At 40.2% G+C, this 15406-nt stretch carries 19 protein-coding genes; 8 read left to right on the top strand and 11 right to left on the bottom strand.

Annotated features, from left to right (window positions below):
- Positions 1-240: 240 nt before the first annotated feature.
- The 7 genes from PL9631_RS21150 to PL9631_RS21120 form a co-directional block, all read right to left on the bottom strand.
- Entirely contained in the window at positions 241-741 is a 501-nt protein-coding gene (locus PL9631_RS21150; RefSeq protein WP_083623412.1) for a YceD family protein, read from the bottom strand.
- Positions 742-793: 52 nt separating this feature from the next.
- Entirely contained in the window at positions 794-1270 is a 477-nt protein-coding gene (locus tag PL9631_RS21145) for a Jag family protein (RefSeq protein WP_083623411.1), read from the bottom strand.
- 2 nt (positions 1271-1272) lie between these two features.
- Positions 1273-2433, bottom strand: a complete 1161-nt coding sequence (gene yidC / locus PL9631_RS21140) for a membrane protein insertase YidC (RefSeq protein WP_083623410.1) — start codon at positions 2431-2433, stop codon at positions 1273-1275.
- A gap of 145 nt (positions 2434-2578) precedes the next feature.
- Complete coding sequence (locus tag PL9631_RS21135) at positions 2579-2971, bottom strand: PH domain-containing protein (protein WP_083623408.1); 393 nt, start codon at positions 2969-2971, stop codon at positions 2579-2581.
- Positions 2943-3347: a ribonuclease P protein component gene (rnpA, locus tag PL9631_RS21130; protein ID WP_083623407.1), complete on the bottom strand. Its 405-nt coding sequence runs from the start codon at positions 3345-3347 to the stop codon at positions 2943-2945. The genes PL9631_RS21135 and rnpA overlap by 29 nt, the downstream gene beginning before the upstream one ends.
- A 109-nt stretch (positions 3348-3456) precedes the next feature.
- Positions 3457-3594 carry a 50S ribosomal protein L34 gene (gene rpmH / locus PL9631_RS21125; RefSeq protein WP_071782564.1) on the bottom strand — a complete coding sequence of 46 codons (138 nt, stop codon included), beginning with the start codon at positions 3592-3594 and terminating at the stop codon, positions 3457-3459.
- 116 nt (positions 3595-3710) lie between these two features.
- Positions 3711-4226, bottom strand: a complete 516-nt coding sequence (locus PL9631_RS21120) for a DUF2808 domain-containing protein (protein ID WP_083623405.1) — start codon at positions 4224-4226, stop codon at positions 3711-3713.
- 222 nt (positions 4227-4448) lie between these two features.
- Here PL9631_RS21120 and PL9631_RS21115 point away from each other — a divergent pair, with 222 nt between their 5' ends.
- A complete protein-coding gene (locus tag PL9631_RS21115) occupies positions 4449-4655 on the top strand; it encodes an addiction module protein (protein ID WP_083623404.1) in 207 nt (68 codons plus the stop codon).
- 96 nt (positions 4656-4751) lie between these two features.
- Here PL9631_RS21115 and PL9631_RS21110 read toward each other — a convergent pair whose 3' ends face one another.
- A complete protein-coding gene (locus tag PL9631_RS21110) occupies positions 4752-5282 on the bottom strand; it encodes a helix-turn-helix transcriptional regulator (RefSeq protein ID WP_331281281.1) in 531 nt (176 codons plus the stop codon).
- Positions 5283-5527: 245 nt separating this feature from the next.
- On the opposite strand from PL9631_RS21110, the gene PL9631_RS21105 reads away from it, so the two are divergent.
- Complete coding sequence (locus tag PL9631_RS21105; protein ID WP_083623402.1) at positions 5528-6376, top strand: calcium-binding protein; 849 nt, start codon at positions 5528-5530, stop codon at positions 6374-6376.
- Positions 6377-6553: 177 nt separating this feature from the next.
- On the top strand, positions 6554-7060 hold the full coding sequence (locus PL9631_RS21100) for a hypothetical protein (RefSeq protein ID WP_197046460.1): 507 nt from the start codon (positions 6554-6556) through the stop codon (positions 7058-7060).
- Positions 7061-7102: 42 nt separating this feature from the next.
- On the opposite strand, the gene PL9631_RS21095 is transcribed toward PL9631_RS21100, so the two are convergent.
- Entirely contained in the window at positions 7103-7558 is a 456-nt protein-coding gene (locus PL9631_RS21095) for a DUF29 domain-containing protein (RefSeq protein ID WP_083624280.1), read from the bottom strand.
- A gap of 251 nt (positions 7559-7809) precedes the next feature.
- On the opposite strand from PL9631_RS21095, the gene PL9631_RS21090 reads away from it, so the two are divergent.
- From PL9631_RS21090 to PL9631_RS21070, 5 genes are all read left to right on the top strand, one after another.
- On the top strand, positions 7810-8967 hold the full coding sequence (locus PL9631_RS21090) for a Re/Si-specific NAD(P)(+) transhydrogenase subunit alpha (RefSeq protein WP_083623401.1): 1158 nt from the start codon (positions 7810-7812) through the stop codon (positions 8965-8967).
- A 20-nt stretch (positions 8968-8987) separates the two neighbouring features.
- Entirely contained in the window at positions 8988-9284 is a 297-nt protein-coding gene (locus PL9631_RS21085) for an NAD(P) transhydrogenase subunit alpha (RefSeq protein ID WP_083623399.1), read from the top strand.
- Positions 9284-10687, top strand: coding sequence for an NAD(P)(+) transhydrogenase (Re/Si-specific) subunit beta (locus tag PL9631_RS21080; protein WP_083623398.1), 1404 nt, complete (start codon positions 9284-9286; stop codon positions 10685-10687). Before PL9631_RS21085 ends, PL9631_RS21080 begins: the two co-directional genes overlap by 1 nt.
- A gap of 87 nt (positions 10688-10774) precedes the next feature.
- Positions 10775-12079, top strand: a complete 1305-nt coding sequence (locus PL9631_RS21075; protein ID WP_197046459.1) for an AAA family ATPase — start codon at positions 10775-10777, stop codon at positions 12077-12079.
- A 12-nt stretch (positions 12080-12091) separates the two neighbouring features.
- Positions 12092-12814 carry an RloB family protein gene (locus PL9631_RS21070; protein WP_083623396.1) on the top strand — a complete coding sequence of 241 codons (723 nt, stop codon included), beginning with the start codon at positions 12092-12094 and terminating at the stop codon, positions 12812-12814.
- A 138-nt stretch (positions 12815-12952) separates the two neighbouring features.
- Here the strand turns inward: PL9631_RS21070 and PL9631_RS21065 are convergent, their stop codons facing one another.
- On the bottom strand, positions 12953-13957 hold the full coding sequence (locus PL9631_RS21065) for a phosphoribulokinase (RefSeq protein WP_083623395.1): 1005 nt from the start codon (positions 13955-13957) through the stop codon (positions 12953-12955).
- Between the two features lie 573 nt (positions 13958-14530).
- Positions 14531-15187 carry a Uma2 family endonuclease gene (locus PL9631_RS21060; protein ID WP_083623393.1) on the bottom strand — a complete coding sequence of 219 codons (657 nt, stop codon included), beginning with the start codon at positions 15185-15187 and terminating at the stop codon, positions 14531-14533.
- Between the last annotated feature and the right edge of the window lie 219 nt (positions 15188-15406).

Genomic DNA, 15406 nt, shown 5'->3' with positions numbered 1-15406 from the left:
GAGGAGGCAGGGGGAGCAGGGGGAGCAGGGGAGGCAGGGGGAGCAGGGGGAGCAGGGGGAGCAGGGGAGGTAAACTTTTGCCATTCGTAATTCGTAATTCGTAATTACCCATTACCCATTACCCATTACCCATCACCCATTACCCATTACCCATTCCCTATTGCCTTTTATCAATAAATTTTGAACACAAATCAAATAGGATTTATTAACCATGAAATGTTAACTATTAACACCTCTGAATTACTGTAGATTTTGCTTTAAATCTTGTAATGAGGCCCAGCGTTGATCAATAATAGGCTGGGATTCGGTTGATATCGGTTGGGGAAGTTCACAGGGCCCCTCACAGAGTTGGCGTAGGGGTAGAGCTAGGCACAATTGCTGATAGAGCCAATCCCCAGGTAAAAAATTACCTTGGGGGTGCAAACTTTCCACCGGTTCATCTAAAGAAATTTCAACTTCAGATTTAGAAGTATCAACTTTATCTGCCGAAACGTCCAACCAAATTAACTCAGAAGTATCAACCTTCAACCGATGGTTATATTGTTTTAAACATCGGTCACAGGTCAAAGTAACAATGGTTTCCGCCTGAACCACCGCCTCTATATAAGTGGTTTTGTGACTGACCCGCATCCGACCTCGAACGGGAGTCAGAGTTTCTAAGTCAGGGAAAAACTCTTGAAACTCAAATTCTAAAGATCGGTTTTGTGTCCTGAGTAAATCCGGGATATAGATGGAGTCCATAATTATTTTCCCACCTGCCAACAATAAGCAAGGCTAAACAAGTTTTCCCTGTCTAGCCTTTTATTTTAATCACTAAACGGCGATCGGGTTCCTGTCCCCGACTATAGGTTTCTAAATCATCGCTTTCTTGGAGAAAGGAATGAATCAGACGTCGTTCTGGCGAAGACAGAGATTTAATTTCCACCTCTCCCCCAGTTTCACGGACACGACTGGCCGCGTGGTCAGCTAAAGCCCGCAATTCCAAATGACGTTGAGTTCGATATCCGTTGAGTTCTACGGTGTAAGAGGTGCGATTTTCGTCCTCTTTACCGAGGTTATGAATGGCGTTGAGTAAATATTGAATCGCATCCAAAACTTCCCCGTCCTGGCCGATTAAAGTTGCCACCTGTTCGGGGGTCAGATTAACTTGATCAATGGTTAACCAACAAGAGTCAGCTTCTAAACTGGGTTTTACCTGGGAGGGAACTGCCCCTAATTTGAGCAATTCCTCTAACCATTCTTGCCCCTGTTGTATATCGCTATTGTTCATTTCTACGATTGCGCCTTTTTCTTAGAACGTCCCGGCTCAAAGGGTAATGCTTCTCTTTCCCCATCAACCGTTGCTAATTTAGCAGTCTTACTTGATTCTTCCACAATTTTTTGCAAGTGTTCGGGCAGCGGTTCCCGCGACAAAATAAAGGCTTGAACCGTTTGGAAGATATTCGCAATCAGCATATACAGCAATACACCTGCTGGAAGCGGGAAGAAGAAAAACATCCCACTAAAAAGCACCGGTGTAATTTTATTCACCGTATCCTGCTGCGGATTACCACTGGAGCCTTGTCCCTGTCCTGATAGAACTTGGTTCAGGTATAAAGACACCCCAAAGGCCAGAATCATCCCGACAATATCCCAGTGAATCGTACCATCGGGATCAACAGCCCCGACTCGACCCAAAGCATCAATAAACAGAAATCCTTTATCCGAAGCTAATCCCCTCAGACCAACTTGAATCGTGGCATCTCCAGGTGCTATGGCCAGGATTTGACCGTTTTCACCGACTTGGATCTTATCTTCCCCTTTCAGAATTTTCCAGGTGGGGATTAAATTCACATCGGGATACTTCTCCAATTCCGATGTTAAGGGTTTACCGTCAACGGTTTGCAGTTCTACCTGTACTTTTTCGTTCAACCCTAAACGATTACCACTGGGAATCATCGCGACAACGGAAGTATGAATTCCATCGGCGAAATAATAGTTTTGAGCTTTAGTGGCGTAGGCTTGGGGCTGGACTTGTTCAATTTGTTCTGGGGGTAAAATCTGTAGGTCTACGCTGTAGTTGACATCAGAAAAGGGTGAACCCCGCAAAGTGGCAAACAGAGCAAAAAGAATGGGCATTTGAATCAGAAGTGGGAAGCATCCGGCTAAGGGGTTTCCCAGTTCTTTGTAGACTCTGCTCATTTCTTCCCGTTGTTTCACCGGGTCGTCTTTATGCAGTTGTTGAATTTGATCTACCCGTTCTTTCATCAACGGTTGGGTAACTTTCATTCGCCGCATATTGCGAATGGAACCCGCATTCAAGGGGTAAAGCGCGAAGCGAACCACTAAGGTTAACGCCACAATTGCTAAACCATAACTAGGCACGATCCCGTAGAAAAAATCTAGGATCGGCAACATCACATTATTGGAAAGAAACCCGATACCAAAGTCCATTCTTTTGAGTTTATTGAACTGCTTGCGTAAAATATATATAATTTTAAGAACCATTAGCCGACGCTGGACTTATAGGTTAGCGACAACCCATACCATCCGTCAGCCTTCAGGCTCAAAACCGAAAAAACTGCATCCTTTTCCCAGATTAGCGGCTAGTTGTCGCACTAGCTTTTTGCGCTTGGGGTGAGATTTTATCGAGGATAAAGTCATAGGTTTCTCGAAATCGAGGGACAGCCCGCAGTTCCAGACGAGAACCATTTTTCAGAGTTAAAACCATATCCCCCCAAGTCCCGAGTCCCCTGGGAACCTTGACGATTTTGATGATTTCCGAATAGACGATATCGGTACGATCCTGTCCCATCCATCCACCTATCACAGAGATTCGGCGGTTCGTGATCCGATAGCGCAGCCACAATGCCCGCACAATCGCCCCAATCGCTAGAGGGATGCCAATAACCGTCAGTCCTATTAATAGATTGATAATGAGGTCGCCGATTGCAGGGCCTCCTTCATAAAAACTTTCCTCCCGTATACCCATTTAAAACCTCTGCTTCTACCAACAACTTTTCTAATTCTTGCAGAATTTCTGAATAATTGCACGGATCGGCTGTTGGTTTAACAACAATCACAATGTCCCAACCCGGTGAGATCAAGGGTAACAACTGATGCCAAACCGCCCGGATTTGACGTTTGATCCGATTCCTAACCACCGCGCGCTTACTGACTTTTTGACTGATGGAAATTCCCATCCGAGTCGGCTGAACAGACGACAATTCTGTTGAATTCCCTTTTATTCTATGGGGTTGACCTCGTAAAGCCCTCAAGGTTAAATGAGGGGTTTTGCGATGCAGTCCTTTGCTATAGACGGCTTTGAAATCCTTGGGATGCCGGAGTCGATTGATTTTGGGTAACATTAATTAGGTACTGCCACCCACAAATTCAAAATTTCCTTTCGCTTAACCGTCGGGATGGCAATGAGTTCGTGGGAATAGCAATAGGTTTTCTTGAATTGGGATCAAGGAATTAAAAAGTTAAACGCGCCCGTCCTTTCCTACGACGCGCTTTAATCACGGCTTGACCGTTTTTTGTCCGCATTCGTACTCTGAAGCCAGAAACTCTTTTCTTTTTGCGGTTTGTTCCTTGCAGGGTTTGTTGAGCCATTGCTTACCTCCGGTGCCTTTTTGTTAATTTGTTAATTAAAAGTCACAATTTTTCAGTGTATCACATCTTTGGGACTTTGGATATTGGGTGCAAAAAGCTGCTCCGCAACTAGAATATTAATCAATCGTCAAAATCCAGGTTCCTACATAACGCAACATGGGCACATCCCCAGGGGAGCGAATATTGGCGTTAAAGTTGAAAACGCCCCCAAAGGTAGGATTTTTGACATTAGAGAGAACGATTTCTACTTTAGTCCCAGCCGGAATGGGTTCTTGGGGATAAATTTGGATAATATGGTTTTCTTCATCCCAAATCACTTCTTCTAAAGGAATGGACTCCTTTTCATCTTTGAGTCGAATTTCTACTTTTTTAGGATCGATTTTGCCTTTATAATATTCGGGATAGGTGATGGAAACTTCGGCGATCGCCAAATTCAACTTATCGGCCGGAAGTCTGAGTTTATAACGATCCCATTCTCCCGACCGTCCGCTTTGGAGAAAATAATCTAAGATATTGGTTTTGTCGGGCCCACTCAACAGGGTCATCCCTGGTAATCCTTGGGCTTGGGCGATTTTAGCTAAACTTGTCAGGGCTAAACCGGTGATTAATATCGCAGAAAGTAGTCGTCGCATATCGGCTCCTGTAAAAAAATTAAGTTTTGTTTAAATTTTACCAACTATATCAAAAATAGGTTAGAGGATTAAAAATTTACATCAACCCAATACGCGGGGCATTGTAGCATCTTTCGGGTTTTTATACAATAATTACTCTATCTTATACTAATTATGGTATTTCTTGATTTTTGTTATATTTTAGGTGTATTAGTTGTGAAGTCTTCTATCTAGGTTATTAGCATGGATATTACTGTCACCTTAAATCAAATTACATCTCTGGGTATTGAAGACCGGATTCGCCCTGTACAAGCGATTTGGGATAGCATTGCAGCAGAGCAATCTTACCCCGATTTGACAGAGGTTGAAAAGCAAGAACTTGATCATCGAATTACTGCTTATGAAACAAATCCAGATAATGTTATGACTTGGGAGGATATAAAAAAATAATTAAAGTGAAGCGATCGCTTAAACCTAAAAACAAGGCAGGTTTAAACAAATGTTACAAATAAGGGAAAAATGGTAATTTACCTAATAACAATAACTTCAATTATTATCCGTATGATTATTATTAATATTCTCATCAATATTACAATCTTGTATAGATAATTCAGTAATTTGTGATGTGGGGATTGTTAGATGAAACTGAAAAACGATTTGATCTTGTTCAATATTAAAATTAGTGATATTAACGATGCTTTGTTTAGGTAATAAAGTCTTAACAGGAACTTTGTTATCCAGCTTGGATTTATAACCCGATTCATCAAGCCATTCATAAATCTTACGCCAGTTTTCTACTTTTTCAGCTTTATCTAATAAAGACTTTACATATTTATAAACCGTTGCACATAAATCCGATTCTACACCTCTAGGAATTTTATCTAATTTTTCGGCAATTTCTGAGGGACTACAGCCGGACAATAACCCCCTCAAGTGAGCTTTTTCAATAGGGGTTAGATGCTTTCCTTTCGCAGATGCCAAGTCAGCATAAAGACTATCTAAATCCCATTCCTGGGCAGCTTGGCTAAATATTTTGTCCACTTGAGCCATATTTCGGGTATAAAAAAGAGCTAACACGATTCTAACATTAATTCTAACCTTAATCAGTAGACAATCAGAAATCAGTTAATTTATTATCAGTAATAGAAGAGTTTGACAAACCAGGGAAGGATAGGAAACCTATGCCAATAAGGAATCTAGCGGATTTTGCCGTCAACCAGGAACCACGCTGTCCAGTTGTTCTGTTATTGGATAACTCAGGTTCCATGTCCGGTCAACTGTTATTAAACTGTAAAATTACAATATTTAAGGATTAAGAACACATGGCTAAATATATTATTTCTGAACAAGATTTAGATCCATTAGGTCAATTTTTTGGCAGTATTGATAACGATACTATTACAGTAGAAAATGATCAAGATACAATCTCTTACACAATATTAGGTTTGTCAGGACAAGATTCTATTGTTGGAGCTAAAGGGAAGGACATTTTGTTTGGAATGGAGGGAAATGATACAATAGTAGGTGGTCAAAATAATGATATTTTATATGGTAATGAAGGCAACGATTCATTAGAAGGAAATTTTGACTACGATACAATTTATGGGGGTCAAGGAAACGATATTATTAGGGATTCAGCTTTTCCTGTAATTGATATTGATCAAGGTACAGACTTTTTATTCGGTAATTTAGGGGATGATTTAATAATCAGTGTATCCACTAATTCTGAAGATACTGCTTTATTTGGAGGGCAAGGTAAAGATCTGTTAATTGGTAATGGAGGTGATAATAATATTTCTGGAGATAGGGGTCAAGATATATTAAGAGGTGATTTTGAGGAAAAAGGTGGAGCAGATTCTTTTATTATCAGTAAAACTGCTGATCTTAATGAAATTCCAACGGGTACTGAAAATGCTGACTTAATTTTAGACTTTATCAATAGTGAGGATAAAATTGGTTTAGTTGGTGTTACCTTTGAACAATTATTAATTAGCGATATCCAACCGCAACAGATTGATAGTATTTTTGGGGAAGGAAGAAGCTTTGACCAAAACTTTGAAAGTAATATCACCAAGTTTTTGAAAATTGAGTCTGGTGGTGAGTTACTGGCAGTGCTAGGACGGGATCGAGATAACTTTACTCTAACTGCTAATGATTTTGTGATTATTTAGCTTAACTTTTCTGATTTGATTTTAGAACTATCATTCAGTATATTTGAGATACAAGAAGGGCGGGTTTAGTAAAATCTTTGATGGGTATTCAATATCTGCGTGAACCCGCCCCTACGGAGATTTTGTGGATTTCACCGGATATCATATCAACATTATCCTTTCTATGAGCAAATTTCAATGCTGAACAATTTTGGTAAATTTTTAATTGTATCAATCATTGCTTTGATTGAACTAATTGGCAATTCTACATTAGTCTTGGCGCAGTCTACCGCAGTTCCCATGAGGTTACAACATGGTGAAGGAATTTATACAATGACTGTTCCTGATAGAGATACAACTCGTGCTGCTTATGGGGGAAAATTGAGGCTTTATGATGTGCATATCGCTAAAATGTTTGAAGTGACTTATTATGATTGTAATAATCAAGGTAGTTCAAGAACTTGGTTATATTATGCTGGAAATGGTCAAGTTAATATGGGAGAATTCTTTATTAGTTGTGACCTTGCTAATCGAATGGTTAACCGCTATGGTTTAGGTCAACCTGAATCAACAGTAATTGAATACTCTCAAGAAGAAGCCGGGCCACCTATTCCTAGAACTCGTTCTATTGAGATTTTAGATATTACAGGTTCAAAGGTCGATTCATGGATTGATTTTGTACAGAACTTTAAGCCTGTTCGTTAGTTATTTTATTGTCCAGAGTATTCCTTAATAATAGTAAAACATTTAATCCTCTGGGCTATCATCCGATAAAATATATTCATCCTCAAAAATCTCTGACCAAGACAGCGAGGTTAATCGACATTTTTTCCCCATTTCATCCTCAGCATCCTTCACCGCGTTCTCAAAGCATTTATCCCAGATAGACTCAATAAAATTACGATTCAAACTTGGCATTTCTTCTTGACTTTCCTGAATTTCTCGACGGGCTGAACGAATACTAATAGTCCAACTAGAGCTACGTTTTTGAGGTTGGCATTTCCATTTAATAACGGGTCGCATTAAGCGAATTAGCTGGCTTTTGACGGCTCTTTTTTCAGTTCTTCCCATTGCTTCAATTAGAGATTCTAAACCTTCCGTTGCTTTCATAGATTTTCCTTCTTTGAGAAATTTATGGACGTTGACAGCCGTTTGATAATGAGAACACACTGCTAACCAGTCCCAATCTTGTTTAGTCAGCATGGCTATTTCCTTGAGATTACCCATATTTATAAACCTATTTTCTTAGGAAGATTTGTTTATCTGTATTAAGGTATAACCTAAACTTGTATGTATGGAATTTTATCGAATTTTCAAAACCTCGCATATAATATAACACGATCTTGTTCATGTTATCGGGATTGGCCCCTATTGCATTAACTTGGCGAAGCGGAGGAAAAAACATAACCGTTAACCGTTAACTGTCAACAGTGAACAAATTATCAGGAGATTTTATGAAAATTGGGATCGCTAAGGAAAGTCAGGTAGATGAGCGGCGAGTTGCCCTCATCCCTGATGTTGTCGCCCGGTTGGTTAAACAGGGTGTGGAAGTGTGGGTAGAGGCAGGAGCCGGGGAGCGGGCCTGTTTTTCCGATGGAACCTATGAACAGGCAGGGGCGAAAATTGTTGATCAGGGGACACTTTGGAGCGAAGTGGACGTCCTGCTGAAAGTGGGGGTGTTAGAGGACTCAGAAGTCTCTAAACTCAAGTCTGGCGGGGTTTTAATCACCTTTTTGAACCCCTTGGGAAATCCTGAATTAATTCAGAAACTGGCGGCGCAGAACGTGACCGCCTTTAGTATGGAACTGATCCCGCGTACCAGTCGCGCCCAAAGCATGGATGCCCTATCCTCCCAAGCCAACTTGGCCGGATATAAGGCCGTATTAATTGCGGCCGCGGCTTTACCGAAATATTTCCCCATGTTAACCACGGCCGCCGGAACCATTCGCCCCGCTAAGGTGTTAATTTTGGGGGCGGGGGTCGCTGGGTTACAAGCGATCGCCACGGCCCGACGTCTGGGTGCTATTGTCGAAGGGTTTGATATTCGTCCCGAAGTCAAAGAACAGGTACAAAGTTTGGGGGCTAAGTTTGTAGATGTGTCCCTAGAGGAAGATACCGTGGCCGAGGGGGGTTATGCCAAGGAAATTTCCGAAAAAGCCAAGGAACGCACCCGGGAAGTCCTGAGCCAGCACGTCGCGGCTTCTGATGTGGTGGTGACAACGGCCCAAGTTCCCGGCAGAAAAGCCCCGGTATTGGTCACAGAGGATATGGTGGCCCAAATGAAACCCGGTTCGGTGATCGTCGATCTGGCCGCCGAACAGGGGGGAAACTGTGAATGCAGCGAAGCCGGGAAAGATGTGGTGAAACATGGCGTGACGATTATTGGGCCGATTAATTTACCCGCTTCCATGCCCATCCATGCCAGTGAAGTTTATGCTAAAAATATTTCGGCTTTATTGGCATTAATGATTAATAAAGATAAGCAACTGGAGATTAATTTTAGCGATGATATTCTTGATGGATCTTGTGTGACTCATAACGGTGAAATTCGTTCTGAAAGAGTCAAACAAGCCCTAACCCAAAATCCTCAACAGTCCGCCGTCAACAGTTAACTGTCAATTGTTCTGAAATTATGACTACTGAAACATTAATTTCCGCATTGTTTGTGTTTGTTTTAGCGACCTTTGCGGGGTTTGAAGTGATTACGAAAGTTCCGCCTACTCTCCATACTCCCCTGATGTCTGGGGCAAATGCGATTTCAGGAATTTCCGTTTTAGGAGCGTTAATTATTGCGGGCGATCGCGATTTGAATGTCACCGTAATTCTGGGATTTATTGCCATTATTCTCGCCATGATTAACGTTGTGGGTGGCTTTTTGGTTACAGATCGAATGCTAGAAATGTTCAAGAAAAAAGAGGTTAAAGCCTAATGGATATTCGCTTAACGGGAATACAACTCAGTTATTTAGTAGCTGTCACCTTCTTTTTCTTTGGATTGAAAAAGTTAGGATCTCCAGCAACTGCTAGAAGTGGCAATTTATGGGCAGCCATTGGGATGTTAATTGCTGTTGTTGCCACGATGTTAGATCGGCAGGTTTTAAACTATGAATGGGTTATCCTTGCCTTAGTGATTGGTTCGGTCATTGGGGCCGTGATGGCCTATAAAATTCAGATGACAGAAATGCCCCAAATGGTAGGTTTACTAAACGGTTTGGGGGGTGCGGCTTCTTCCATGGTAGCGGTGGGAGAATTTTGGCGCTATTTAGCCCTAGCACAAACTCCGCCTTTAGGCACAACAATTACCGCAATTTTAGGGGTATTAATTGGGGGGATAACCTTCACAGGTTCGATGATTGCCTTTGCCAAATTGCAGGGAATTATGAGTGGTTCTCCGATCTTATTTCCCCTGCAACAACAGTTTAATATTCTGCTGTTTGTTGCTTTTGGATTAGGCAGTATTTATATTTGCCTAACCCCTTTTAATGTGGCAGTATTTTTAGGGTTAGTGTTCATTTCCCTAATTTTAGGCGTGTTATTCGTCATTCCTATCGGGGGCGGCGATATGCCCGTGGTAATTTCTCTGTTAAATTCCTTCTCCGGGTTAGCAGCATCAGCGGCTGGGTTTGTGGTCATGAACAACCTGTTAATCATTGCTGGGGCGTTAGTTGGGGCGTCGGGAATTATCCTGACCGTGATTATGTGTAAGGCGATGAACCGTTCTTTAACTAACGTGCTATTTGCTGGATTTGGCACTGGAGAAAGCGGTTCTGGGACTGTTAGTGGGGCGGGTGCAACGGATCAAACTATTCGTAGCATTGACACCGAGGAAGGGGCAATGATGTTAGGATATGCCCGTTCTGTGGTGATTGTCCCGGGGTATGGCATGGCCGTAGCCCAGGCGCAGCATAGCGTTAAGGAGTTGGTCGATCAATTGGAAAGTAATGGGGTGGATGTCAAATATGCGATTCACCCCGTGGCGGGACGGATGCCAGGACACATGAACGTGCTGTTAGCCGAGGCGAATGTTCCCTATCCTCAGCTATATGACATGGATGATATTAACCCGCAATTTGATCAAACGGATGTTGCGTTAGTTATCGGAGCGAATGACGTCGTTAACCCGGCGGCACGGGAAGACAAAAATAGCCCGATTTATGGGATGCCGATTTTGGATGTGGACAAAGCTAAACATACCATTGTGATTAAACGCAGTATGAATACTGGGTTTGCCGGGGTAGAAAATGACCTGTTTTATAAAGATAAAACCATGATGTTGTTTGGCAGTGCTAAGGATGTTGTGGCTAAGTTGGTTTCGGAAGTGAAACAACTTTAGTCCTGGTTGATTGACAAAATCATACTGGTTGGTTATCTTGAAATGATGGAACCAGTATGATTTTGTGAAAATAATCCCAAAAAAGCAATGTTGATAGAATTTAGAGTCGCTAACTACATATCAATTGGTGAAGAACAAGTGTTAAGCTTGGTTCCTGCCCCAAAGCAAAAGGAGCATTCTGAAAATATCATTCAAAGGGGAAAGCATCAGGCTTTAAACGCTGTGGCTATATATGGTGCTAACGCTAGTGGAAAATCCAACCTGTTGAAAGCAATGGGTATGCTGGGAAAATTAATTAATTTTTCTGCACGTTTTTCTTCAACAACAAAGTTACCATACGACCCTTTTTTACTTAGAGAAGATTGGATTAATAAACCTACTTTTTTGGAAATTGTTTTTTTAATTGCAGAAGATAGATACAGATATGGAATTGAGTTCAACCAAAATGAAATAGTTTCAGAATGGCTATTTAGAAAATCTGTAGGTAGAGAAGTTAACTTATTTCAAAGAAGCCAAGATATAATTGATGTTTCTTCGGGTTTAAAAGCTTCTTCAACGATTATTGATGCCGCAATAGAAGCAACAAGAGACAACGGATTATTTTTATCAACTTGCGATATATTAAATATTGAAGAAGCAAAAAATATTCTTCATTGGTTCAAGAAATATACAATTATCGACGGATTAAATACAGATCATGAGGCAATCAAAACCATTAGTCTCTGGGACGATCAAGAATATCGTCAAAAAATTAAGGAATATTTTACTAGCCTAAATTTTGGAATTATTGATTTAGAGGTTCAAGACCAAGATTTTGATCCATTAGAATTGTCAGGAAAAATACCAGATGAATTTAAGAATTTTTTAATTAATGAACTCACCGGAGCAAAAAAATATACTGTCTATTCAACACATCGTATTTATGACAGTCAGGGCCAAGAAACTCAAAAATCTATAGCTTGGGAATTGAATAAAAATGAATCCCCTGGAACTCAAAAAGTATTTCATTTAAGCGGGCTTATACTATGGACTTTGATCAATGGAGGCATATTAATTATTGACGAAATAGAAGGAAAATTGCATCCGATAATGACGCTTCATACAATCAATATGTTTTTGAATAATAAGACTAACCCTAATCATGCTCAATTGATTTTTGCTACCCATGATACTAATTTATTGTCTTATGCTAATTTGAGAAGAGATCAGATATATTTTACTGAAAAAAATCATTGGGAATCAACGGAATTTTATTCTTTATCTGATTTCATATATAAGGGTAAAAACAACGGAATATCTGAAAAAGAAAGACCCGATACAGATAAAGAAAAAAGATATTTTGAAGGTAGATATGGCGCAATTCCAGTTTTAGGAAATTTTAATCTAGTGTAATTATAAAAAGCAATGGCAAGGAAAGGTAAGTTAAAACAAAAGGCAACTAAAGAAACAATTGAACGTCCAAAAAATGTGCATCGCTACGAATACCTTTTTTTAATTGTTTGTGAAGATAAAAAAACTGAGCCAGAATATTTTCAACAATTTGTCGCTCTGTTTCCCGATCTCACATTGTATGTAAGACCAGTAGGCACAGGTTTCTCACCATTAGGTGTTGTCAAGCAAGCAATTATTGAAAAAGCTAAATTACAAAAAGAATCTAAGAGAGAATTTGGCAGAGATGATGCTGTTTGGGTTGTTTTTGATAAAGATGATGCTGATCTAAATGATACTACAAGACGGAATTTTGACGAAGCATTTGAAATAGCAAACCAAAATAAATTTGAAATCGCATATAGTAACGAAGCTTTTGAGCTTTGGTTTTTACTACACCTAGAGGAAGTTCCTTCTCATCTTCCTATTCCTAGATCGGATATTTACACTCGTCTAGGAGAACTTATAAGGCAAAATCCCAATGAGTCTAATTTCGTATACGTTCATGGTAATATAGAAATAGTCGAAAAAATCAACCAATTTGGTAATGAATTAAACGCAATTGAACGGGCTGAAATTCTTTTACAGACCCAAAAGGGAGTTGCACCAATACAAGCTAATCCCAGTACAAAAGTTCATTTACTTGTCCAAGAGTTAAGAGAGTGGATTGATTACTACACTCCTGATCTCACCACATAAACCGGGTTGCTCAACAAATATTGATCGGATACAATTAATCTTAATTAGAAACCCGGTTTCTTGAATAAATATAAAAAAACGCGAGATCGATTGACCCCACGTTATAGTTGTTTGAGTTAATTGCTAACAGTCAAAACATTAGACCGTTGCGGCAACTTTTTCGCTAGATCCGACTAAGCGCTCGTAGGTCGCTCGCATTTTCAGACCGACTAACACCTGGAATAATCCGCTACCATTATTGGAACCGGGATACTCTTGGCGCTCGCGCAGGAGATGGGTCATTTCCCCGTAGTATTTTGTTGACAAATTGCTTAAGTGTCCTTCGACGTAGATCATTTCATCGAGGTTATCGAATTGACCATCCACTTCGAGGATAGACACCTCATTTCCGTAGTAGTTATCAGGGCCATAATACATTTTCAGACCCGGATAGGAACAGGTGAGTTTGCGTCCGCAAGGTGTCCAGTAAATGGTTGAACCTTGATCAAACAGGTAGGCGGGTTCGAGTCCTTCCACGCCTTCTTTTTGTACCAAACGTACCCGCAGGACTTTGTGTTCCTTGTCTTCAGCAATTAAATTTGTGGGTAAAATTTGAATCACCACATCAGCATATTGCTTTTGGGGGTCAATATAGGCTTCAAAATCGGGACGACGAGCATTAATTGCCGCCAAAACATCTTCATACCGATGTCCCCGTTCAGCCATGTCGCGCTGAATTTTCCACGAAATTTTAACTTCGTCGCTGATATCGAGATAAACACTAAAATCAAGCAGTCCTCGCACCCGTTCGTCATATAAAGGATGTAATCCTTCGATTACGATAATATGATTGGGATTGATCCGTTCCGGGGGATCTAGCTCACCAGTTTCATGATTATAAATGGGTTTATCAATAGATATACCGTTTTTAAGAGCATTAACTTGCTGATACATTAGATCGAAATTATTAGCTCTAGGATCTAGAGCCGTAATTCCGGTTTCTTTGCGTTGTTTACGGTCTAAACAATGGTAGTCATCTAAACAGATAACCGTCACAAAATCTTTTCCAAAGATGTCTGTTATCCGACGTAAAAATGTTGATTTTCCGCACCCAGAATCTCCAGCAACGCCAATTAAAACCACGCGATCCGGCTTATTTCCCATCTTCCTCTACCCTAAAAGAAACTGTTGACAATTTAATCATTGAATTTAGAGCATTAAAACTCTGACCAACGCCAGCACTATTGAGTTTTCACCTGATCCAAAGGTAGAGTAAACCTCAACTGAGGGTCGTGAACAGACTCCCGACTGACAGAAGGCCCTGTACTTAGGCAACCTAAGTATTTAATACTAACTTTTGTTTCTGATTTTACCAGAAGGGGATCATCCCTACAAGCATTAATTTCAATATAGTTACAGATAATTGGGTTTCGGTAAAGAGGTTGAATCAGAATCTTTACGACGGGTTAGCTTTTCTCGATTCTGTTGAGGTCAATTCCCTAGCTAAATCTAGGTTTGCTGACTTGAGGCGAGATCAAACTTCAATGATCCTAGAGTCTGTAATTTGTCCGGTAGGGTTGACGGTTACCCTAATAGTTGTCAAGGGAATCGAGGGGGTCAAAGCGTTGACCGATCAGGGAGTTAATCGGGGTTGGTCGGGCTGGGGGGTACTGTTGGGTTGGAGAGGAGGCAGGTTAGCGGGTGAGAATACTCCGACTACAATTATTTTTTCTTGGATTAATTTTTAATAAAATCTTGATGCTCAACGGTGGCTATTCCCTGTTGTAATAGGGCTAAAACCTGAGCTAAATTCCCATTTAATAAGGCTTGTTCATCTAACCATAAACCTGGAAATATTTCACTTTTTAAAATTCCTTCTGAATCTGCTAAAAGTTTAATATATTGTCCTTCTATTAATCTAAACCAGTCTAATTGCTGTTCATAAACCCGCCAAATTAAATATTCTTGGACATTATTACGACGATAAACCTTTAACTTTTGATGATAGTCTATAGAAGCACTCGAAGCGGCAATTTCAACAATTAATTCCGGCGCGCCTTCGACATAATCATCTTCACTAATAATGGATTGTCCCCCCTGTTCAACTCTTAATAAAGCATCCGGTTGAAGTTCATTATTATTATCCAGACGAATAGTTGTATTATCCGCTAAACCGATGCCTGGTGTTGCTGCTTCATAGAAAGCTAACCAACCGATAATAGAAGCATGGGGTTTTCCATGACTTTTATAACGTAATGCAGCCGCCATATAAACAATTCCTTCAATTAATTCTGCTTTTTTTTGATCAGACATCGCTGCACAACGACGTTCAAACTCAATCCGAGTTAATTGATCGCCGTTTTCTAAGGGTAGAGTTGTTAAAGAGGATACCATATTGTTAGAGATCAGTATTCACAATATAAACAAGTTTAGCATATTTTAGAAAAATCCTTACTGCTTTTGATACAAAAAATAATTATTTTGTTATAATTAAAACAATTCAATTTTTTCTATATCCTCAAGGCAAGAAATGAATTTAACTGAAGCGATTAAAATTTTGGTTAAACCTTATTTTCAAGCAAATAATTGCTTGATGAAGCCTTAAAAAAATTC

This window comes from Planktothrix paucivesiculata PCC 9631 (assembly GCF_900009265.2).
Classification (GTDB): domain Bacteria; phylum Cyanobacteriota; class Cyanobacteriia; order Cyanobacteriales; family Microcoleaceae; genus Planktothrix; species Planktothrix paucivesiculata.
This window is presented reverse-complemented; position numbering and strand designations above follow the sequence as displayed.